The sequence below is a fragment of the Proteus sp. HMSC14B05 genome (assembly GCF_001808035.1).
Classification (GTDB): Bacteria; Pseudomonadota; Gammaproteobacteria; order Enterobacterales; family Enterobacteriaceae; genus Proteus; species Proteus mirabilis.
Window position 1 is genome coordinate 60,245 of sequence record NZ_KV791983.1, and the last position, 20,859, is coordinate 81,103.

24 protein-coding genes are annotated in these 20,859 nt (G+C 39.4%); 15 read left to right on the forward strand and 9 right to left on the reverse strand.

Annotated features, from left to right (window positions below):
* From HMPREF3129_RS18870 to HMPREF3129_RS06105, 14 genes are all read left to right on the forward strand, one after another.
* A partial coding sequence (locus tag HMPREF3129_RS18870; RefSeq protein ID WP_254668237.1) for a BMC domain-containing protein occupies positions 1–167 on the forward strand: 167 nt, incomplete at its 5' end.
* Positions 168–187: 20 nt separating this feature from the next.
* Positions 188–472 (forward strand): BMC domain-containing protein, encoded by a 285-nt coding sequence (locus tag HMPREF3129_RS06045; RefSeq protein ID WP_004245870.1) that lies wholly within the window; start codon positions 188–190, stop codon positions 470–472.
* A gap of 14 nt (positions 473–486) precedes the next feature.
* Positions 487–765: a BMC domain-containing protein gene (locus HMPREF3129_RS06050; RefSeq protein ID WP_004245869.1), complete on the forward strand. Its 279-nt coding sequence runs from the start codon at positions 487–489 to the stop codon at positions 763–765.
* A gap of 67 nt (positions 766–832) precedes the next feature.
* Complete coding sequence (locus tag HMPREF3129_RS06055; RefSeq protein WP_004249183.1) at positions 833–2,485, forward strand: acetaldehyde dehydrogenase (acetylating); 1,653 nt, start codon at positions 833–835, stop codon at positions 2,483–2,485.
* Between the two features lie 26 nt (positions 2,486–2,511).
* Entirely contained in the window at positions 2,512–2,775 is a 264-nt protein-coding gene (locus HMPREF3129_RS06060; protein ID WP_004245867.1) for a EutN/CcmL family microcompartment protein, read from the forward strand.
* A 7-nt stretch (positions 2,776–2,782) separates the two neighbouring features.
* Entirely contained in the window at positions 2,783–3,931 is a 1,149-nt protein-coding gene (locus HMPREF3129_RS06065; RefSeq protein WP_004245865.1) for a 1-propanol dehydrogenase PduQ, read from the forward strand.
* A gap of 51 nt (positions 3,932–3,982) precedes the next feature.
* Positions 3,983–7,411 (forward strand): choline trimethylamine-lyase, encoded by a 3,429-nt coding sequence (cutC, locus tag HMPREF3129_RS06070; RefSeq protein WP_004249184.1) that lies wholly within the window; start codon positions 3,983–3,985, stop codon positions 7,409–7,411.
* 103 nt (positions 7,412–7,514) lie between these two features.
* Entirely contained in the window at positions 7,515–8,465 is a 951-nt protein-coding gene (gene cutD / locus HMPREF3129_RS06075; RefSeq protein WP_004245863.1) for a choline TMA-lyase-activating enzyme, read from the forward strand.
* 16 nt (positions 8,466–8,481) lie between these two features.
* A complete protein-coding gene (locus HMPREF3129_RS06080) occupies positions 8,482–8,988 on the forward strand; it encodes a BMC domain-containing protein (RefSeq protein ID WP_036919165.1) in 507 nt (168 codons plus the stop codon).
* Positions 8,988–9,632 (forward strand): phosphate propanoyltransferase, encoded by a 645-nt coding sequence (locus HMPREF3129_RS06085; RefSeq protein ID WP_004249187.1) that lies wholly within the window; start codon positions 8,988–8,990, stop codon positions 9,630–9,632. Before HMPREF3129_RS06080 ends, HMPREF3129_RS06085 begins: the two co-directional genes overlap by 1 nt.
* A 17-nt stretch (positions 9,633–9,649) precedes the next feature.
* Complete coding sequence (locus HMPREF3129_RS06090; RefSeq protein WP_017628498.1) at positions 9,650–10,354, forward strand: hypothetical protein; 705 nt, start codon at positions 9,650–9,652, stop codon at positions 10,352–10,354.
* 33 nt (positions 10,355–10,387) lie between these two features.
* Complete coding sequence (locus HMPREF3129_RS06095) at positions 10,388–10,804, forward strand: DMT family transporter (RefSeq protein ID WP_004249190.1); 417 nt, start codon at positions 10,388–10,390, stop codon at positions 10,802–10,804.
* An 82-nt stretch (positions 10,805–10,886) separates the two neighbouring features.
* A complete protein-coding gene (locus HMPREF3129_RS06100; RefSeq protein ID WP_004245856.1) occupies positions 10,887–11,213 on the forward strand; it encodes a DMT family transporter in 327 nt (108 codons plus the stop codon).
* Positions 11,214–11,419: 206 nt separating this feature from the next.
* Entirely contained in the window at positions 11,420–12,526 is a 1,107-nt protein-coding gene (locus HMPREF3129_RS06105; RefSeq protein ID WP_036919162.1) for a protein-tyrosine phosphatase family protein, read from the forward strand.
* A gap of 81 nt (positions 12,527–12,607) precedes the next feature.
* On the opposite strand, the gene HMPREF3129_RS06110 is transcribed toward HMPREF3129_RS06105, so the two are convergent.
* From HMPREF3129_RS06110 to HMPREF3129_RS06120, 3 genes are read right to left on the reverse strand one after another with little or no spacing between them, the layout of a single operon-like run.
* Positions 12,608–15,685, reverse strand: a complete 3,078-nt coding sequence (locus tag HMPREF3129_RS06110; RefSeq protein WP_036919158.1) for a MexW/MexI family multidrug efflux RND transporter permease subunit — start codon at positions 15,683–15,685, stop codon at positions 12,608–12,610.
* A gap of 12 nt (positions 15,686–15,697) precedes the next feature.
* Positions 15,698–16,804 (reverse strand): efflux RND transporter periplasmic adaptor subunit, encoded by a 1,107-nt coding sequence (locus HMPREF3129_RS06115; RefSeq protein ID WP_004249194.1) that lies wholly within the window; start codon positions 16,802–16,804, stop codon positions 15,698–15,700.
* 45 nt (positions 16,805–16,849) lie between these two features.
* A complete protein-coding gene (locus HMPREF3129_RS06120) occupies positions 16,850–17,272 on the reverse strand; it encodes a DoxX family protein (protein WP_004245852.1) in 423 nt (140 codons plus the stop codon).
* A gap of 124 nt (positions 17,273–17,396) precedes the next feature.
* On the opposite strand from HMPREF3129_RS06120, the gene soxR reads away from it, so the two are divergent.
* The gene (gene soxR, locus HMPREF3129_RS06125; RefSeq protein WP_004245851.1) at positions 17,397–17,846 is read left to right on the forward strand and encodes a redox-sensitive transcriptional activator SoxR; all 450 of its coding nucleotides are present in this window, start codon (positions 17,397–17,399) and stop codon (positions 17,844–17,846) included.
* Here the strand turns inward: soxR and HMPREF3129_RS06130 are convergent, their stop codons facing one another.
* Genes HMPREF3129_RS06130 through sctF form a run of 6 tightly spaced genes read right to left on the reverse strand, consistent with a single transcriptional unit; the run spans position 17,847 to position 20,817 of the window.
* Positions 17,847–18,278 carry a hypothetical protein gene (locus tag HMPREF3129_RS06130; protein WP_004249195.1) on the reverse strand — a complete coding sequence of 144 codons (432 nt, stop codon included), beginning with the start codon at positions 18,276–18,278 and terminating at the stop codon, positions 17,847–17,849.
* The gene (locus tag HMPREF3129_RS06135) at positions 18,268–18,960 is read right to left on the reverse strand and encodes a hypothetical protein (RefSeq protein ID WP_036919155.1); all 693 of its coding nucleotides are present in this window, start codon (positions 18,958–18,960) and stop codon (positions 18,268–18,270) included. The genes HMPREF3129_RS06130 and HMPREF3129_RS06135 overlap by 11 nt, the downstream gene beginning before the upstream one ends.
* Complete coding sequence (locus HMPREF3129_RS06140) at positions 18,941–19,513, reverse strand: type III secretion protein (RefSeq protein WP_036919153.1); 573 nt, start codon at positions 19,511–19,513, stop codon at positions 18,941–18,943. The genes HMPREF3129_RS06135 and HMPREF3129_RS06140 overlap by 20 nt, the downstream gene beginning before the upstream one ends.
* Entirely contained in the window at positions 19,506–20,258 is a 753-nt protein-coding gene (gene sctJ / locus HMPREF3129_RS06145) for a type III secretion system inner membrane ring lipoprotein SctJ (RefSeq protein ID WP_004245847.1), read from the reverse strand. Before sctJ ends, HMPREF3129_RS06140 begins: the two co-directional genes overlap by 8 nt.
* A gap of 2 nt (positions 20,259–20,260) precedes the next feature.
* Entirely contained in the window at positions 20,261–20,539 is a 279-nt protein-coding gene (gene sctI, locus HMPREF3129_RS06150; RefSeq protein WP_004245846.1) for a type III secretion system inner rod subunit SctI, read from the reverse strand.
* Positions 20,540–20,562: 23 nt separating this feature from the next.
* On the reverse strand, positions 20,563–20,817 hold the full coding sequence (sctF, locus tag HMPREF3129_RS06155; RefSeq protein WP_012368477.1) for a type III secretion system needle filament subunit SctF: 255 nt from the start codon (positions 20,815–20,817) through the stop codon (positions 20,563–20,565).
* Positions 20,818–20,859 lie beyond the last annotated feature (42 nt).

The window sequence follows — 20,859 nt, forward strand, 5'->3', positions numbered from 1 at the left end:
GTTCAGGTCTCGTGACTGCGATGGTGAAAGGCGACGTAGGGGCAGTGAAAGCTGCGGTAGATTCAGGTGTGGAATCAGCGCAACGGGTGGGTGAAGTCGTCACATCACTTGTGATTGCTCGTCCTCACAATGACATCAACAAAATTGTTATCAAACACAAGGCATAGTCTTTGCCTTAGGAGAACGTATGGGTGATGCATTAGGACTTATTGAAACTCAAGGGCTAGTGGCATGTATTGAAGCCGCTGATGCGATGTGCAAAGCCGCCAATGTTGAATTGATTGGTTATGAAAATGTTGGCTCAGGTTTAGTCACTGCAATGGTAAAAGGCGATGTGGGTGCCGTTAAAGCCGCTGTAGATTCTGGCTTAGAAGCGGCTCAACGTGTAGGTACGGTGGTCACTTCATTAGTCATCGCTCGTCCACATAACGATATTCAAAAAATCGTTGCCCAGTACAAAGTGACTGAATAACGAAGGAAATAAATATGAAAGAAGCACTCGGTCTAGTGGAAACCAAAGGTCTAGTCGCTTGCATTGAAGCTGCTGACGCAATGTGTAAAGCAGCTAATGTGGAACTGATTGGTTATGAAAACGTTGGTTCAGGTCTCGTGACTGCGATGGTGAAAGGCGATGTCGGTGCAGTTAATGCAGCGGTTGAGTCTGGTGTTGAGGCGGCAAAACGTATCGGCACAGTAGTGACTTCTCGTGTTATTGCAAGACCACATAACGATATCGAGAAGATTGCAGAGCAACATAAAGCCTGATTATTCAGGTGCTGCCAAGCAAAAAACGTTATTCAGCTAAATTTTTAACTCCTGTATGGGGGAAAACATGGTTGCATTAGATAAAGATTTGCAATCCCGACAACTGGCTCGCGAGCTAGTTCGTAACGCGAAAAATGCACAACAACAATATGCGAAATTTTCGCAGGAAAAAATCGACAATATAGTCAAACACATTGCATTTGAAGCTGCTCGTCACGCAGAAGAGTTGGCAAAAATGGCCAGCGAAGAGACCGGCTTTGGTAAATGGCAAGACAAAGTACTGAAAAATACCTTTGCGTCATTGCGTGTGTATGAACATATGAAAGACCTAAAGACCATTGGCATTATCAATGACGATAAAGTGAAAAAAGTCATGGATGTGGGGGTACCTTTAGGGGTTATTACAGCGTTAGTGCCTTCCACTAACCCAACGTCAACCATTATCTATAAAACCCTAATTGCACTGAAAGCAGGTAATGCGATTATTTTTTCACCGCACCCTAATGCGAAACAGTGTAGTTTCCGCGCGCTAGAAATTGTCAAAAAAGCCGCACTAGAAGCGGGAGCACCTGAGGGAATTGTCGATGGTGTGACATTGCTGACATTGGAAGCGACAAAAGAATTAATGCACAGCAAAGATGTGTCATTAATCTTAGCTACTGGCGGTGAAGGAATGGTGCGTGCGGCTTATGCATCAGGCACACCAACTATCAGTGGTGGTCCAGGTAATGGCCCTGCCTTTATCGAGCGTAGTGCGGATATCAAAAAAGCAGTGAGCGATATCATCACCAGTAAAACATTTGATAATGGCGTGATCTGCGCTTCAGAACAATCCATCATCGTAGAACGTTGCATTTATAACGAAGTTCACCGTGAGCTATTAGCGCAAGGTGCTTATTTTATGAATGATGAAGAAGCAGCGAAAGTCGCTTCTATGTTATTGCGCGCTAATGGCACGATAAATCCTGCGGTGGTTGGTAAAGATGCTATCTATTTAAGCCAGCGCGCCGGTTTTACTGTACCTGCTAATACCCGCGTCTTGATTGCACTACAAGATACTGTTTCACCGAAGAATCCCTATTCACGGGAAAAACTGTGCCCAATCTTAGGTATGTATATTGAAGAAGATTGGCAATCAGCCTGTCATCGTGTGGTGCAATTGCTCACTAACGAAGGCTTAGGTCATACCTTAGTGATCCATACCCAAAATGAAGATGTTATTCGTCAGTTCTCTTTAGAAAAACCCGTTAATCGTATTTTAATTAATACTCCGGCGGCATTAGGTGGTATTGGCGCAACAACCAATATTACTCCTGCGTTAACCCTAGGTTGTGGTGCGGTAGGTGGTGGTTCTAGCTCAGATAACGTCGGCCCGATGAATTTACTGAATATTCGTAAAGTCGGTTATGGGGTACGTAGTGTTGAAGAGTTAAAACAACCTTGTCCATTAGCACAAGAAGCTGCTCAACCTGCTGTTTCTAGCGCAAATTACCACACCAGCATTCTTGATGATGATCGTTTTCGTTCACCTTCTTTAACCCCTGTTCATGCGGAATGTGCAACAGCACAACGTCAAACACAAGGTGATGATCGCTTTGGCGCGTCCCCTTATACAACGACAGTCAGTGCGTGTGCACAACAAGTGATTGAGCAAGGTGAGATCACCGAAGAGAACGTGGAGCGCATTATCAAAGAAGTTCTCGGACGTCTGGGTAAATAACTCATTGATAGAAGGCGATATAAACCATGATCCTCGCAAAGGTAATCGGACACGTAGTCGCGACACAAAAAAGCCCTGAACTGAAAGGAAGCAATTTATTAATGATAGCGACCTTAGATGATGAGCTTAATCCACTGAAAAATAAAACCTATGTTGCAGTGGATAGTGTGGGTGCAGGTATCAACGATGTGGTGTTGGCTGAAGAATACTTCGCACTAAACAAAGATCGTTACAAGGCGATGTCCGTGGTTGCCATTGTTGAGAAGGTTTATCGGGACAGTAAGGAGTAATAACGACATGAGTGAGTTTCTGATAAAACCCAAAATTCAGTTTGGCACCAATGCACTGAATTTTCTCTCTGGGTTAACTGCCCGCCGCGCATTTGTGGTGACAGATAAAGCAATGGTGAAGTTTGGCTTTGCAGATAAAGTCACTGAAAAATTAATGCAACGAGGTATTGAGTTTCAAATCTATGATGATGTTGCATCAGATCCTGATATTTCTGCCATTGTCAGTGGTATGAAAATAATGGATGCCCATTATCCTGATTTGGTTATCGCACTCGGCGGTGGATCTGTTATCGATGCTGCTAAAGCCGTTATGTACTCCCTTTGGCATACCCGTAAAGAGCACAGTAGAAGTAAACCGCAGTTTATTGCGATCCCCACGACCAGTGGTACTGGCTCTGAAGTGACCTCTTTTTCAGTGATCAAATCACGCAGTGAAAAACTGGTATTGGTCGATGAGTTTATGTTGCCTGATATCGCGATCCTCGATCCTGAACTTGTGAAATCTGTACCTCCTGCAATTACCGCTGATACGGGTATGGATGTCCTTTGCCATGCATTAGAAGCTTATGTGTCTAAAGCTGCATCTGATTTTTCTGATGCGATGGCAGAAAAAGCAGTCAAATTAGTGTTTAGCCATCTGCTTGATTGTCATCATCAAGGGGATAACTTACTTGCTCGCGAAAAAATGCACAATGCATCTTGCATCGCAGGTATGGCATTTACTAATGCGTCGTTAGGTATTACACACAGTCTTGCCCATGCATTAGGCGGTGTTTTTCATGTCCCTCATGGCCGTGCGAATGCGTTATTGATGACACATGTTATTGCCTTTAATGCCAATCTTCATGGTGATTGTAATAGCGAAGCAGCGAAGCGCTATGCCTACCTTGCCCAAAGTTTAGGATTACCTGCGCAGACGGTAAAAGAAGGCGTTATCAGCCTTATTGTCGCCATTAATGTATTGAAAGATGAAATGGGTATGCCGAAGAGTATTCGCGATACCGGTGTCAGTGAAGCGGACTTTTATGCCCGTTTAACGGAAATGGTCGGACAGGCTTTACGCGATAGCTGTACGCCGACAAATCCGCGTGACGTAAACACACACCAATTAGAAACATTGTATCGTCAGGCATTTGCCGGTGTATCACACAGTTAATGCTCAATTAATACCGATTAGGTCTAGTAAAGAACATCAGGAGAGCCTCACATGGCCAAATATTCTTTGACGCCACGCGTAAAAATGCTGGCAGAACGTTTAGTTTCACGTAACAGTTCTATTAGCACAGAGCGTGCGACGATTTTTGATTCATTAGATAACAATATTGCCGGTGTGCCCCAAGCGATTAAACCTGCACAACGCTTTTATCAGTTTATTCGTCATTTTCCAAGCTATATCGCTCAAGATGAGCTTATTATCGGTAGCCAATCCTCAACACCACGTGGTGCGATTTTCCACAGCGAAGAAGAAGTGCGTAGTGACTCTATTTATCGCTTTTTAAGTATCAATAATAGCGTTGCATCACCTGATTATATGCTGGTGGTGAATCAAGGTTTCTTAGCCATCAAAGCACAACTTGAAGATAGAATGAGAAGCATTGGTAGTGCGGTAAATCGTAGCAGTATGGATGAAGCCAATTTCTGCAAATCGGCGATTTATGCATGTGATGCGGCACTTTATTTTGCACAACTACTGTCAGCTAAAGCAGAAAATTTAGCCGCAATGGAAGGTAATCCATACCGTAAAGCTGAATTATTAGAAAGTGCGGCTATTTTACGTAAAGTACCCGCCAAGCCAGCAGAAACCTTTAAAGAAGCGGTACAAGTTTTCTATTTATTACAGCTTATTCTTCATCTGGAGAATGGTAGCTACGCTATCAACCCAATGGGCTTTGATAAAGCACTATACCCATTCTATCAACGTGATATTGACCAAGGCCGTTTAACGCCAGCACAAGCTTATGAGATTGTTGAAAGTCTTTGGCTAAAACTGGCTGAGCTATCCGAAGTGCGCGCAACGAAAGAAGTCGATGGCTATCCAATGTTTGATGCCATGACCCAAGGTATCGATATTAACGATCCTCGCGTCAGTATTAACGAACTTTCAGAAATGTTGTTATCAGCGCGCGCTAATCTATCAGCATTACACAGTTCACTACAAGTCCGTTTATATAACGGTCGTATGAATACACCACCGCAATATGCTTCACCTTCAGCCAATGTTGTTACACCGGCGACAGCAAATGGTGAGTTGACTGTAATGGAAGGCTTAACTCCCCGTCTACAGCGCCTGCGTAATCGTTATTTAGAGGCTCGCCCTAGTGTTTCAATTTATAGAGCATTAGCCTTTACTGAAATTGCTCGCAATAATCCTGGTTTACCGCCTATTTTATTGCGTGCTAAAGCTTTCCGCCGTGCTTGTGAAACCGCACCTATCTTAATTCAAGATGAAGAGCTTATTGTGGGACATCCTTGTGGGAAACCGCGTGCTGGCGCTTTCTCTCCTGATATCGCATGGCGTTGGGTACGTGATGAACTCGACACCATGAGCACGCGCCCACAAGATCCATTCCAAATTTCAGAAGAAGACAAAAAAGTCATTCGTGAAGAGATAGTGCCATTTTGGGAAGGTCGCTCTTTAGATGAAATTTGTGAAGCGCAATACCGTGAAGCGGGTGTATGGGAGTTCAGTGGTGAAACCTTTGTCAGCGATCTCTCTTATCATCAAATTAATGGTGGTGGTGATACTTGCCCCGGTTATGACGTGCTGTTATTCACCAAAGGGATGAACGGTATTAAAGCTGATGCACAAGCGAAATTGGCTGAATTAAGCATGGAAAATCCTGCTGATATTGACCGTATCTATTTCTATAAAGCGTCGATTGAAAGTTGTGAAGGGGTTATCGCTTATGCTCATCGTATTGCCGAGCATGCCCGTGAATTAGCCTCTAAAGAGAGTGATCCACAACGTCGTGAAGAGTTATTGACCATTGCTCAAGTCAATGAAAATGTTCCTGCTAATCCACCAAAAACATTGCAAGAAGCACTGCAAAGTATCTGGACTGTAGAATCATTGTTTGAAGTTGAAGAGAACCAAACGGGACTTTCTTTAGGTCGCTTAGATCAATACTGTTTCCCAATGTATGAAAACGACATTAAAACAGGTCGTTTAACGCGTGAACAAGCACTGGAAATGATGCAGGCCTTTATCATCAAATGTGCCGAATTAATGTGGATGTCTAGTGAACTTGGCGCAAAATATTTTGCCGGCTATCAACCCTTTATCAACTTAACGGTGGGGGGACAAAAACGCTCAGGTGGCGATGCTTGTAACGATTTAACTTACTTGATTATGGACGCAGTACGCTTTGTGAAAGTGTATCAACCTTCACTGGCTTGTCGTATCCATAACCAATCGCCACAGCAATATATGGAAAAAATCGTTGATGTGGTCAAAGCGGGAATGGGCTTCCCTGCCTGTCACTTCGATGATTCTCATATCAAGATGATGTTGCGCAAAGGCTTCGACTTTGAAGATGCACGCGATTACTGCTTGATGGGCTGTGTTGAACCACAAAAATCAGGTCGTATCTATCAATGGACATCAACGGGTTATACCCAGTGGCCAATTGCCATTGAATTTGTATTAAATCGTGGTCGTATGGTGCTGTTTGATAGCTACCAAGGCTTAGACACCGGCGATTTACGTGATTTACGTACTTATGAGGATTTCGATCGCGCGGTTAAAGAGCAAGTCGCACATATTATTCGTTTATCAGCAATTGGTACGGTTATCAGCCAGCGCGTTCACCGTGACATTGCCCCAAAACCACTCATGTCGCTATTGGTTGAGGGGTGTATGGAGCAAGGTAAAGACGTGACAGCGGGTGGTGCGATGGTTAACCACGGACCGGGTCTGATCTTCTCTGGTTTAGCCACTTATGTCGATTCTATGGCGGCAATTCGCAAACTGGTTTATGAAGACAAAAAATATACCTTAGAGCAAATACGTGACGGCTTATTAGCTAATTTTGAAGGGCACGAAGAGTTACTGCGTGACTGTTTAAATGCACCGAAATTTGGTAACGACGATGATGTTGTTGACCAATATGCGTTAGACATTACCGAATGGACTGAACGTGAATGCCGTAAATATAAAATGCTCTACTCCACATTTAGTCACGGTACGTTATCTATCTCTAATAACACGCCAATTGGTGAATTAACCGCAGCAACACCAAACGGCCGTTTAGCATGGAAACCATTATCAGATGGGATCAGCCCTACACAGGGTGCCGATAAACATGGCCCAACTGCCATCATTAAATCCATCAGCAAGATGAATGTTGAAACCATGAATATCGGTATGGTTCATAACTTTAAATTCCTCAAAGGCTTGCTAGATACCAATGAAGGACGCCAAGGATTAATTACCTTATTAAGAACTGCCTCTATTTTGGGTAATGGTCAGATGCAATTTAGCTATGTCGATAATGAAGTACTGAAAAAAGCCCAATTAGAGCCTGAAAAGTACCGCGATTTAATTGTCCGGGTTGCTGGCTACAGTGCGTACTTCGTTGAATTATGTAAAGAAGTTCAGGATGAAATTATTAGTCGTACAGTGATTGAGAAATTCTGATCATAGACCCAAGGAGGGCTAAGAGTCCTCCCTATTAATCGCGACAAGACAAGATGTAAATTTATCGAACAAGGATGTTTGATGCAGATTTGGAGGCGTAAAGATGGAGACGGCAGCAGAAATAAGAGGGCGGATATTTAATATCCAAAAATACTCTATTTATGATGGTGATGGTATTCGTACTCTGGTTTTCTTAAAAGGCTGTAATATCCGCTGCCCTTGGTGTTCAAACCCAGAAGGTCTTAGCAGTGAATTTCAGGTGATGTACTCTCGCGATAAATGCGTAGATTGCGGTAAATGTGTTGATGTGTGTCCGGCTGGTGTGCATTACATGACAACCAATGAGCAAGGGCAGCAAGTTCATCGCGTTGATCGCGCAGTTGATTGTATTGGATGTCGTCAATGTGAAGAAGTGTGTCTTTCTGATGCACTGGATATTATGGGTAAAGATGTCTCTGTATCTGAATTGATGGACATTATCATGCAAGATTACGACTTCTATATCTCTTCCGGCGGTGGTGTCACAATCGGTGGCGGCGAAATGAGTTTACAAACGGATTTTGCTGTAGCTCTGTTACGTGAATGTAAAAAGATGATGATCAATACCGCGGTGGAAACACAAGCAACCACTAATGTGGCTAATTATGAAAAATTAGCGCAAGTCGTTGATCAGTTTCTAATTGATATCAAACACATTGATACTACTCAGCATAAAGCATTATTTGGCATTGGTAATGAGAATGTCCGCCGTAATTTAGAGCGTTTGATGGATCTCGGTGCAAATGTGGTTATCCGTATGCCTTTAGTGCGAGGTTATAACGACTCTTATGATGCGATTACTGGTGCGATTAACTACGCCATGGCGTTGTCAAAACGCGGTAATCTTCAGCGCATCGATATTCTACCTTATCACCAATTTGGCCGTAATAAATACCAAAAATTGGAGATGATCTACCCCATTAAAAACGATCCGGGATATACGCCAGAAGAGCTCGATCGCTTAGAAGCCTTCTTTAAACAATTTGATTTTGAGATCCGTCTTGTCCGCCACTAATCAGTAGGAGAGAAAGATGAACAGTTTAGGTGTGATTGAAACACGCGGATTAACCGCTGCGATCCAAGCTGCTGATGCGGCTTGTAAAGCTGCCAGTGTTGAAATTATCGGTTATAGAAAAATTGGATCAGGGTTAGTTTCTGTCTGTTTTCAAGGTGAGATCAGTGCGGTAAAAACAGCGGTTGAGCATGGTGTAGATGTGGTGAGCCAAAAAGAGTTGGTTATCGGATCACTCGTCATAGCAAGACCTGAGCCAAGTGTTATCACCAAATTGCTAACAATAAAAGGTAAGAAAAAAAGCGCTGTTATTAGTGAAGAAACACAACAGAATGCACTCAAAACGCTGGCTGAAAACAGGGTTGAAACTGTCATAAAACTCGAAAGTGGCGATAGTGACGCGACAAAAGAAGTTGCAGAACGACAGGCTCAAAATAGTGCCCCTGAAACTAAAGCAATGACAGCAGATAAAGCACCAAGCAGTAAAAAAGAGAGTAAACCTGAAAGCCGTAAAGGTAAAAAATAATGATTAATCAACAACTAATGGGAAAAATTCTCACTCGTTTAAATATCCCCAATGTGGGAATGGGCATAAATCAAGGGATCGCTATTCCTGTTGGTATTTCTAATCGACATGTACATCTTTCACAACAAGATGTAGATGCGTTATTTGGTCACGGCTATCAGATCACCCCGTTTAAAGATCTAAAACAACCGGGACAATTTGCCGCCAAAGAGTGTGTGATGGTAGTCGGGCCTAAAGGCTCTATCAGTAAAGTTCGTGTTTTAGGGCCGGTTCGTCCACAAAGCCAATTAGAGATTTCAAAAGCAGATTGTTTTGCATTAGGTATAAAGGCACCCGTGCGTGGTTCCGGTGATTTAGCAGGCTCCGGTAATGCGGTTTTAATGGGGCCTGCGGGATATGTGGAATTAAAACAGCAAGTCATTTGTGCTCAGCGTCATATTCATATGAATAATATTGATGCTAGAGCGTTAAATGTGACCAATGGTCAGAAAGTGCATGTAAAAACAGAGGGTGAACGTAGCCTGATTTTTGATGAAGTGATTGTGCGTGTCAGTGAGAAATTTGCATTGGAATTTCATATTGATACCGATGAGGCAAATGCGGCAGGACTTAGAAATAACGACAGCGTGTTTATTGTCAGCTAAGACAATGAGGTGAGGTAATGGACAATCAATTAATTGAACGGATTGTTGCAGAAATAGAAAAGCGTATAAAAAAGCCGGTGTTGTTAGTTTTAACACCGGCGCCGGGATATCGTGATGAAATCTATCAACGCATTAGCCATTTTTCCACTGTACGGGCCTCTATTTTTGTTACCACACAGGCACAGCAATGCCATGATTTATCGCAGTGGTGCCATGTAGGGGATATCACTAAAGCCGATGAGTTTGATCCCCATAGGTTATCCGCTTATCAGGCATTATTTATTCCCTATTTTGACAAAAAGCTGGTGGGGGAAATTATTAATGGGTTAATGATTAGTGAAGAAGGAACACTTATTCATTCCGCATTGGCTAAAAATATTCCTATTATTGCATTACCTTACTTTTGTCAGCCAAACAGTGAAATTAATGAAATTTTAGGTTTAAACCAAAATGAACACTATAACTTAGTGCTAAAACAGAATATTGAACGATTAATATCAATGGGTATTACTTTTTGCTCAATAAATGAAGTTGAAGATAATTTAAAAAAGAATGCTTTTGATCACAAGTTAAAATTTATTAATAAAACGGAAACAAAACAACTGAATAATAATCGCTATATTACTTTGAAACAAGTAATGAGTAACCCTGAAAAATACCAATTATCACAAGATAAATTAACCGATTCTGCTATTGAATATTTAAAAAGTTTGAAAGATTAAAATATACATATCTAAAAATTTAGGAGTCTTATTATGTCCCCAAAAGCAAAATCATGGCTTTGGATGCTGGCGGTTATTATTTCAGAAACCTCAGCAACCTCGACCTTAAAAATGTTTGATAATAGTGAAGGAATAACAAAGACATTATTATTAGGATTAATTATTGTTCTTTATATTGTTTGTTATTATTCATTATCTCGTGCAGTTAAAAATATCCCAGTAGGCTTAGCTTATGCCACCTGGTCCGGAACCGGTATCTTAGTTGTATCTACTTTAGGTATGGCATTTTACGGTCAACATCCTGATACGGCTGCTATTATTGGTATGGCAGTTATTGCTAGCGGGATCGTCATTATGAATCTGTTTTCGAAAATGGGTTCCGAAGAAGAGTCAGAAGAAACGACGGAGTTATCAAATATAAAACAGACTGTATCGTCAGTGAATAAATAAATCTATTTCTTAATAATCTATATTTAATAAAACTATTTTTTAATAAATAAGTACTTTATTAAAATAAATAAGGATAACCATTATGTTTACCGGATTCTTATGGCTGGCGCTGTCTATTGGTTCTGAAATCACGGGCACTTCAATGATTAAAAAGACCAATGGCTTTAGTAAATTAGCTCCCTCTGTTTTAGTGATTGCCGCTTACTGTATTTGCTATTTCGCTTTAACACGTGCAATGGGCTATATCCCTGTTGGTGTGGCATATTCCTTGTGGTGTGGATTTGGTATTGTTGGGGTAACATTAGTTGCCATGATTTTATATAAACAAAAACCCGATCTACCCGCTATATTCTCAATGGCATTGATTATCTCTGGTGGGATAATTATGAATACCTTTTCAACGATGTAAGATAAGTTTATAAACAAGAGACTAAATTGTCTTTTAATTTTAAATGCCGATATGTTATTCAACAATATCGGCATTTTTATATTCACTTATATTCATTTCTTAAAATGAACATGAGTGAGAAAAGATGTTTTTTTTATATTTTAAAGTTTTTATCAATATAAAGTTGGGAGACGGTTATGTAAAATTAAGTTATAAAAGGGTGATATATGCCAAAAATAGTTTCTTATATAAGTACAAAATTTAATAGCGTAAAAAATGCTTTAGGAATAAAAGATACCACGGGAAATCCTAATTTCAGTAGTGTTAAGAATACTAGTGCTATATGGTATACAGAAATTTTATCTGAAAAAAAAGCACCTGTTCTCTATATGCGACAAAATATCAATAACGTAAATAATATCCAAAGATTAGTATCTACAGAAGTTCTTAACAAATTATATTATGATGAAAACTCACCTCAATATGATGAAAATAACTATCAATGTGTACCTAATTCTAGATATAGAATACCATATTGTAAAAAAACTTTAATAGAATCTAATGGGGTATTATTACCTACTAATAATGTGAGTGTTAAGAACTCTCCTTATGTGACTTTTGCAAGCCAATATCCTCTTAATGATAAAGAGAGTTTAAAACATTATTTTAATATGTTATTTGATAATGATATAAAGACAGTTTATGTTTTAGCCTCGAATAAGGATATTGAATGCGACCTCTCAAAACCTGATATTGAATATGATAAAAGCAATTCTCAGCAGAAAGGGTTTAAATACTTTAGAGAGGATTTTTATTCAGATAATATAGAATCTCGCCACTTTAATAAGTGGGATTTCAGTCGTTTTAAAATAAAAGGTAAAAATGGGGATAATGAAATTTTAGGAAATGAAAGAACTTTAGATTGCAAAGTATATACTAAGAAATTGACTAAAAAAGGTTGTGATGAAAATAAAGATATAAACTTTGTACATATTTATAATTGGGAAGATCATACAGAAATAGATGCGACAAAATTAAAAAATACAATTGATTTGATTGGCAAACAATTAACAATAAACCCAACAAAAGAAAATATAGCTGTCCATTGTCTTGCGGGATTAGGAAGAACAGGAGAGTTTATTGCTTTAATGGAGATGATGAAAATGATAGAGGCAAGAAATACAAAAACAAAAAGCTTAGAAAGTATTCTCGTTCACTTAAGGAAAAATCGCAGTTGGCAGCTACTTAAAATGAAAGTACAAGTTAATGAGCTGATTAAGTTTGCAATAAATAATAACATTCCTTTAGTCAATGATCATATTAAAATAAAATAATATTTATTCAAAAAATAACTATAACCATCCCCATTGTATTTACAATGGGGATGGGTTTTACGACATTACCGCTTGTTATTTTTATTGCTCACTGATTTGCTGTAATTGTTTTTGACGCTCAGTCTGAGCGCTGACTTGATGGTTTCGAGCTAAGAAGCTGTACATTGTGGGTAATACAAATAGCGTAAATAGCGTGCCAACTAACATACCTGATACAATAATCAACCCTAATCCATAGCGACTATTCGCTCCAGCACCACTGGCAAATAGCAGAGGAATAAGCCCGATAACCATTGCTGCCGTAGTCATTAAGACAGGGCGTAAGCGGATTTTTGCTGCTTCAACAATCGCCTCACGTCGATTTAGATTTTTATGAACTTGTAATTCATTAGCGAACTCCACCATTAAAATACCGTGCTTACTGATAAGTCCTATCAAGGTGACTAAACCAATTTGAGTGTAGATATTTAATGTCACCATACCTAAAGCTAATGGCACTAATGCACCACAAATTGAGAGTGGTACCGTAATTAAAATAATCAATGGATCAACCAAGCTTTCATATTGTGCGGCTAATACCAAATAAATAACGATAAGGGCGGCAATAAATGCAAAGACTAAGGTATTTCCTTCTTGGGTAAATTGGCGAGCATCAGATTGCCAATCATGGCTAAAGCCAGCGGGTAAGGAATTTGCCACATGTTCAAGAAACGCAACAGCTTGCCCCATGGTGACACCCGGTGCTGGAATAGCTTGAAATATAGCGGCATTTTGTTGATTAAATTGCGTTAATTTATTGGGTTCAACTTGAGTGGTAATATTGACCACGGTTGATAATGGAATTAACAGGTTATCTTGAGTACGAATATAGTGCCCTGCAAGTGCTGCCGGAGTTAAACGTTGTTGACGTATACTTTGGGGGATCACATCATAAGAGCGACCATCCATACCAAAGCGATTGATATAGTGTTCACCCACTAATAAGGATAGTGATTCGCCAATATCTTGCATGCGAATACCAAGGGTATTGGCTTTGGCACGATCAATAGTGATCTGCACAACAGGGTTGTTGTAATCAAGATCACTATCCACTACGACAAATAGACCACTTTCTCGTGCTTGCTGTTTGATCTCTTCCATCGTGTCAAATAAAACGGGATAACCTAATGGGCTACGTAACACCATTTGGACAGGTAATCCGCCGACAGAGCCAGGTAATGATGCTAATTGAAAAGCAAAAATACTGCTTCCTTCAACATCCGCAACACGATTTTGTAGGTCTGCCTGAATTTGATTGGCATTACGATCACGACCTTTCCAACCATCAAAATTAATCCCACCAAAGCTTGCTGAAGGGCCATCAGTACCATTGATGATCCATGTGCTGTCTGTTTCTGGTAGGCTCATATAAATATCATCAAGTTTCTGATTGAAATGTTCCGCATAGGCAAGATTTGCATGTTGTGGTGCTTTTACCGCGGTTAAAACGCTCGCTTGATCTTCTAAAGGTGCTAACTCTTGTTTTGTCTGGCTATATAAAAACGGCAAGCTAACAAACACGGCTAAGGCGAAAACGACGGTTAACCAGCGATGGGTTAAAGAAAAATTAAGCAAATAGCTATAGTAATATGTCAATTTATCAAAGGTATATTCGGCTATTTTAGCCATCCTGCCTTCATTTTCTTTCGGTTTGAGCATTAATGAGCTCATGACCGGAGATAAGGTTAATGCCACAATACCCGATACAATGACACTACCAGCAAGCGTTATGGCAAATTCTTTAAACAGTGCACCAGTTAATCCTGACATGAGGCCGATTGGCGCGTAAACGGCAGCTAAAGTGATGGTCATGGCGATAACCGGCCCCGCGACCTCTCGTGCCCCCACTAATGCGGCCTGCACTGGTGATAATCCCTCTTCAATATGACGATGTACGTTTTCAACCACCACTATCGCATCATCGACAACTAATCCAATGGCTAAAACCATAGCTAGCAAAGTAAGCAAATTAATACTAAAACCAAATGCCAACATTAATCCGGCTGCCCCCAACATAGATAAAGGGATAGCAAGCACAGGAATAATTACAGAACGTAATGAGCCTAAGCAGAGATAAATAACAGCAATAACAATTAAAATGGCTTCAATTAATGTTTGCACCACCTGATCAATAGAAGCTTTAATAAAACGTGAAGTTTCAAAGGCCAGCTCCACATTTACACCTGGTGGGAGTGTTTTTTCTATATCAGTAAGGTTTTCGCGAATACCATCAACAATGATTAACGGGTTACCTGTTGGTGTTGGAAATAGGCCTAAGAAGACGGCTTTTTTGCCATTCATGATGCCACTGGTTTCAGTAGCAGCCGCACCTAGCTCGACGGTGCCAATATCACGTAGACGTATAAGATTATGGCCATCATTGTGGATCACCATATCTTTAAATTCTTCCACATTGGTTAAATCGGTATTGACATAAACATTCGCAATAACAAACTCACCTTCGACCTTCCCGGGAGCTGCTTGGTAATTATTACGGCGAATGGCATCAGCGACATCACTAGCAGTTAAGTTTCGCCCCGCTAATTTATCAGTATCTAGCCATACGCGCATGGCCAGTTGTTGTCCGCCAAAGACTTGTACTTTGGCGACCCCATTAATGGAGGAAAACATCGGTTCAACCACACGAGATAGATAGTCAGTTAATTCTGGAATAGAAATTTGCTCACTGGAAAAGCCAACATAAGCGACTGCGGTTGATTCACCAGAAGAAAGTTCAATCACAGGATCATAAGCTTGTTCTGGCAATTTATAACGTACTTGATTGACCTTGGCCATCACTTGCGTTAATGCTTGTGTCGGATCGCGGTTTAACTCCATTCTTACCGTGACAAAACTTTTTCCTTGTACTGAAGATGAAGAAATATAATCAACGCCTTCCACCGAGGAAACGGCTTGTGTAATAGGTTGAGTCACAAAACCTTGCATCAGTTCAGACGATGCGCCAGGGTAGTCTGTTGCAATGGTAATCGTTGAGTTTTGTAACATGGGGTACTGGCGAATAGGTAGTTTACTGAACGCAAATGCGCCCAGTAAAAAAATCAAGGTGCTAACTACTAACGCTAAAACAGGTCGTCGCACAAAAATATCAGTGAATTTCATGAAACACTCCTGTTATGGTTGACGAGTAGTAGATTGGGCCAGTGTTAACGTATCTTGCTCTATGGGGGCTATTGAGGTGCCATCACTAAGTTTGATTTGCCCTGAGGTAACAACTTGATCTCCCTGATTTAAGCCTTCTTTGATCTCGATAAGGCCGTTGTAGCGCAATCCAACTTTCACAGAGACACGCTTAGCGATAAGGTTTTTTTGATTGTCAGATTGCGCTACAAACACGGTATCCCCATAGGCAGTATAAGTAACCGCTGTCTCTGGTACGGTTAATGCCTGATGACGAGTAGGGGAGGTAACTTGAACACGAGCAAACATGCCCGCTTTTAATTTGTTATCGGTATTCGGTAAAATGGCTTGTACTTGCACAGTGCGAGAAGGGCCAATAAGAGGGTCTATGGCATTAAGTGAGCCGGTAAATGTTTGATTAGGATAAGCATCAACTGCAATATTAATAGGTTGATGAGTTGAAAGCTGTGGCGCCACTTGCTCATCGAGTGAAAAGTTAAGTTTTAAGTGGCTTGCATCCACTAATGAGGCAACACGTTCCCCAGCATTTAGATACTGTCCTTCATGCACGAGTTTTATGCCGACAATACCATCAAAGGGAGCTTTAATTGTTTTTTGTGCAATGCGCGCTTTCACTTCACGGATAGAGGCTACAATCATATCGCGCTCTGATAACGTACTATCTAATTGTGCTGCTGCAGCCACATTTTTACTATAAAGTTGGCGAGTTCTTGAATAAAGTTTTTCTGCATTAGTTAGTTGTGCTTGTAGGCGTAATAATTCCGCTTGCTCTGGCTCATCATTTAATTTTACTAAGATTTGTCCCGCGGTGACGGTCTGTCCTGATGCAAAGTGGATAGTGGCGATGCGCCCATTTGTTTCTGCCGCTAAATAGACTTGTCTAGCAGCTTCCAATTCTCCAACACCATGCATGGTATTGGGTAATTCAGCGGATTGCGCGGTTGCTAATGCCACTTTTGTTGGTGGATAAGCAAATGGCTGTGTTTCATCTTCATCAGATCCCATTGTTGCATAAACCATTGCCCCTGCACTTAATAAAAATAGTGAGGCACATAAAGTTAACGTCAATTTCTTATTCATTTTACCGCCGATCCCATAGTGAAGTTTTTATCTATTTTTAGGGTGTTATGAGTTGAATTTTTTCCATAATGCTCTGAAGTGGCTAGCCATTGCGGTTGCCATTAGTCCTCCAATCACAGAGGTATGCTCTATCGCAAAATACATGGATAACATCGCTTTATCGCCGGTCATATTCCAAAACGTATGTACAATCACAATGGTTAAAAATAAGAAAGTGGCTAATGCGCCAGCACCTAACCATAGGTAACGATCAAAAAGGACTAAAATCGATCCGGCGAATAAAACAATGGCGCTGGCAAGATTAAAAAACCAATCAGGGTTTAATCCTGCTGCACGCATCTCAGCCAAACTATTCTCATAATCAAATACCTTGGCAAAGCCCGATGATAAAAATAACAATAGAATTAGCACTCTTGCGACAATCCATAATGTTTGGCTTTCAAGAATACGTGCAATTGAGTTAGGCATGTATCAGTCCTCAATAAACTTAAAAATAAAAATCAGGCAATTGGCTGACTTGACTTTGTATTGGGACAAGACTATAAAACCTCAAGTTAACTTGAGGTCAAGTGAAAAATAAAAAAGGTAGCAAATGAGTAAAGAGAAAATAGATTTTAATCGAGCGCTCACGGTTGGCGAAGTGGCAAAACGCAGTGGTGTACCCATCTCTACACTGCATTTTTATGAAGAAAAAGGATTGATAAAAAGTTCTCGGAGCCCTGGAAATCAGCGCCGTTACCCGTCAGTGGTACTCCGTTATGTGGCAATTATTAAAGCAGCGCAGAGTACAGGTATTCCATTAAAAGAAATTCAGGAAATATTAGGGAAATATCCACCAAATAGTAAATTAACTGCAGAACAATGGCATGAAATATCAACGGATTGGAAAATACGGCTCGATGAGCGTATTCGGCGTCTTAAGCGATTACGTAATGGACTTGATCACTGTATTGGCTGTGGATGCCTATCATTAAATGATTGCCCATTACGTAACCCTGATGATATTTTAGGAGAAAAAGGGCCTGGTGCTCAAATGTTATGATCACAATGAAAATGTCACCCTATCAGGCTTAAAAAAACCTTCGAATTCATCATTGTTATCGATCATACCTAATAATTCTTGGGTGACTTGATGGTAAAAACCTTGATAAGATAGCCGTGAAATTAGTGCTTGATTAATTAAGTTTTTATTTTCATGATGCTCTAATTCACTTTGTTGGTGTGCATAAACTAATAAGGCTATTTGTCGCTTCTCTTTTAACGTTTGATTACCTCCATCTTTGACATCAAATTGGTCTAATAAAGTAAGAATATCATTAGCATGGCTAAGATCCGCCTTGCTTAAATCTTGATAAAAAGTCAGTTTCAAATTTTCGATAATAGGATCTGATCCTTTTCTCGAAATATTGTTAGCACTAGATAAAGTCGAAGGAGAGTTATATACCTGCTGTGCGCGGAAAGGATCAATTTTCATTGTTATCCTCGTTTAAAATTGGCTTTCTTGAAGAAAGATCGTCTGAGGGGGTAAATGTATTGATAAAGTTTAATAGCAGTTGTTTGATGTTTTGCTCAAAAATCGGTTGATAAGTTTCAGAAAAAGGCCGATGAAATTGTGCTCTTAGATCGTTGAGAAATATGGCAGGATCAAAAAAAGTAATTTGATCACCGGTATGAATAGCAATGGTCTTGTTGTTATGGCAGTTTAACTTAATATTGCTATTGTCGAGTTCACTCTCAAAATAGCGCTGTAGTGTTGTGGGAATATCGAGTGTTACTTTTTGCTCAAGAGGAACAGATGACATCAGATATTGAGTGAGTTTAACTTGTATTTCAGGTGAATCTAAGAATTCTCCAATCGTTGCGACGAGTTGTTCTCGTTGCTGAAATTCATATTGTACAAATTTTTCTTGATATTCAATTGAGAATCTTATTATATCAGCTAATAAAACCTGTAATCCTTTAGCATAAGCTTCGTTAGCTACCTTATTACGAAGTTTATCTAGTTTATGATTAAAGTGATGCAGCATTTTTTTTGCTGCCTGCTTGGTCGCTAATGTTGTTTTATGAATATTATCGAGCTGTCGTATATAGTGAGCTCGTATTAATACACCTTCACAGGTATATTTTAAAAGGTTGTCAGGTAACAAGCGTAGCATAATTTAATACCAGTAAAAAAAGTGTAGGAGATAAAACAAGTGATTTAGGAAATTCAATATTAATTGATAAAGATTTTGGTGAAAAAAGTAATTTAAAACGTTGAGCTAGTGCGTTCGATATTAGCTTAATAAAATTAAATAGTAATTGATAGCCAATATCTATGGGGGAAATAACTTTTAGTGACAGTAATATTTTGCTATCGATAGTCCTATTTAACATAGGATAGAGAGCTAAAAATGCTTTTAATGAAGGTTCTAAATGATAATAATTTTGTGCTAATAGTGTATGACGAGAATAAAAATAACCTAAAAATAAAGCACAACGAGGAAGAGTGTGCCAATGAGTAAATATTTTTTCTACGGTAGTATCAATCTCACAATCAATATGCAGTATAAGTTGATATTGCTGAATTAAATGACGATTAGCTATTTTTTGCCATAGAGTATTTTCTTTTGGCGATGCTAATACATCGTAGTCTGAATGGATATAACTTAACGGTTCATACATTACATTAGAGATCAATTTAAATTGTTCAGCAGTCAGATTACTCATTCTCGCTTACCATTTTATTGACTTGTTTACGACGATAAATAATCAATATGACCATAATTATTATAATTAAACTAATTACTGATAACCCTATGAGTAACCAAGAATTACTCAATGATGTCGTATTATCTTGGTGAAGTTGATTATTTAATATCGTAAATTTATTGATATTCCGTGGATATAATAAAACAGTAATATTACTCTCATCCATATCATTAAAAGCATTATGGATAAAAGCACGAACATCGTCACTTAGCTGATCACTATCTATCATGCCATCTTCATAGAAAACTAAAGCAGAAGCATGAGGTGTTGGCGTTATACGATCATTTGATGATAGTGGATAACTGACATGTACTCTCGCATCGATAAGATGATCAATGGTTAATAATGATTGTTCTAACCGTTGCTCAATGGCTGAAATTAAACGTGCTTTTTCAGCTTGAGGCGATGAAACTAATGCATCTGATGGAAATAATTGTGTAATTTCAATACGAGAAATTGTTGGTAATTGATATTCTTCTAATATTTGAATAGCAATCCCTATATTTTCCTTTTTAACTGAGATCTCAAATAATCCTTTTCCTAACGCAGTACGAGTACTTGTTATTTGGTGTTTCTGTAACACCGCTTGAATTTCAGTTGCTTGCCTTTGACTTAAATTAGTGAGCAGTGATTGATCCTTACAACCGTTTAATAAAGGAAGTAAGCAACATAAAAATAGTAATAACAAATACCGTCTATTCATTACTATTGAGCCTTAAGTAGTGTTTCCACAATATTGAGAGATTTTCTTGCTAACGTACTCGCTAAGCTCATCGTAATTGAATAATCGCTAAGTTCTATTTGTAAATTCGTATAACTTTGGGCATCACCTAATTGGCTTAATGTTGTTAACTTTTCTTGTATCTTTTTTTCATATTGCATACTACTAATAATGCCATTTACCATGATAGTCGATAAACTATCATCACTTGTATCTTGTAGTTCTTTGGTTAAATTAACGGGAATAATAGGTGCAATAGCCATACATAACCTCCGTAAAACTCATGTTAACGCATATTACCAATAATACTCATTGCTAGATCTTTAATGACTTTGATTGATGTAGATTGGGCATTACGTGTAATATTATATTCGGCAAGTTTGGCTTGATATTCGGCTAATGCCGCGGCATTAGATGTATCAGCTTTTAATGCTTCTAAGGCTTCAGATAACTCATAGCTTTGGGTTTTCACAGGTTTATGAAAATATTGGTCAACTTTACTAATTGAACTTACATCTGTTTCAACAAGACTCGCAGCCATAAATTACTCCTTTGTGCTTAAATTTGTTATGTTACTCATCAT

Coding starts and splice junctions, on each gene's coding strand:
- HMPREF3129_RS06045 (WP_004245870.1), top strand. CDS start 188: ATGGGTGATGCATTAGGACTTATTGAAACTCAAGGGCTAGTGGCATGT.
- HMPREF3129_RS06100 (WP_004245856.1), top strand. CDS start 10,887: ATGTTTACCGGATTCTTATGGCTGGCGCTGTCTATTGGTTCTGAAATC.
- HMPREF3129_RS06095 (WP_004249190.1), top strand. CDS start 10,388: ATGTCCCCAAAAGCAAAATCATGGCTTTGGATGCTGGCGGTTATTATT.
- sctF (WP_012368477.1), bottom strand. CDS start 20,817: ATGGCTGCGAGTCTTGTTGAAACAGATGTAAGTTCAATTAGTAAAGTT.
- HMPREF3129_RS06055 (WP_004249183.1), top strand. CDS start 833: ATGGTTGCATTAGATAAAGATTTGCAATCCCGACAACTGGCTCGCGAG.
- cutD (WP_004245863.1), top strand. CDS start 7,515: ATGGAGACGGCAGCAGAAATAAGAGGGCGGATATTTAATATCCAAAAA.
- HMPREF3129_RS06130 (WP_004249195.1), bottom strand. CDS start 18,278: ATGAAAATTGATCCTTTCCGCGCACAGCAGGTATATAACTCTCCTTCG.
- cutC (WP_004249184.1), top strand. CDS start 3,983: ATGGCCAAATATTCTTTGACGCCACGCGTAAAAATGCTGGCAGAACGT.
- HMPREF3129_RS06135 (WP_036919155.1), bottom strand. CDS start 18,960: ATGCTACGCTTGTTACCTGACAACCTTTTAAAATATACCTGTGAAGGT.
- HMPREF3129_RS06105 (WP_036919162.1), top strand. CDS start 11,420: ATGCCAAAAATAGTTTCTTATATAAGTACAAAATTTAATAGCGTAAAA.
- HMPREF3129_RS06090 (WP_017628498.1), top strand. CDS start 9,650: ATGGACAATCAATTAATTGAACGGATTGTTGCAGAAATAGAAAAGCGT.
- HMPREF3129_RS06110 (WP_036919158.1), bottom strand. CDS start 15,685: ATGAAATTCACTGATATTTTTGTGCGACGACCTGTTTTAGCGTTAGTA.
- sctI (WP_004245846.1), bottom strand. CDS start 20,539: ATGGCTATTGCACCTATTATTCCCGTTAATTTAACCAAAGAACTACAA.
- HMPREF3129_RS06120 (WP_004245852.1), bottom strand. CDS start 17,272: ATGCCTAACTCAATTGCACGTATTCTTGAAAGCCAAACATTATGGATT.
- soxR (WP_004245851.1), top strand. CDS start 17,397: ATGAGTAAAGAGAAAATAGATTTTAATCGAGCGCTCACGGTTGGCGAA.
- HMPREF3129_RS06050 (WP_004245869.1), top strand. CDS start 487: ATGAAAGAAGCACTCGGTCTAGTGGAAACCAAAGGTCTAGTCGCTTGC.
- HMPREF3129_RS06060 (WP_004245867.1), top strand. CDS start 2,512: ATGATCCTCGCAAAGGTAATCGGACACGTAGTCGCGACACAAAAAAGC.
- HMPREF3129_RS06080 (WP_036919165.1), top strand. CDS start 8,482: ATGAACAGTTTAGGTGTGATTGAAACACGCGGATTAACCGCTGCGATC.
- HMPREF3129_RS06085 (WP_004249187.1), top strand. CDS start 8,988: ATGATTAATCAACAACTAATGGGAAAAATTCTCACTCGTTTAAATATC.
- HMPREF3129_RS06115 (WP_004249194.1), bottom strand. CDS start 16,804: ATGAATAAGAAATTGACGTTAACTTTATGTGCCTCACTATTTTTATTA.
- HMPREF3129_RS06140 (WP_036919153.1), bottom strand. CDS start 19,513: ATGAGTAATCTGACTGCTGAACAATTTAAATTGATCTCTAATGTAATG.
- sctJ (WP_004245847.1), bottom strand. CDS start 20,258: ATGAATAGACGGTATTTGTTATTACTATTTTTATGTTGCTTACTTCCT.
- HMPREF3129_RS06065 (WP_004245865.1), top strand. CDS start 2,783: ATGAGTGAGTTTCTGATAAAACCCAAAATTCAGTTTGGCACCAATGCA.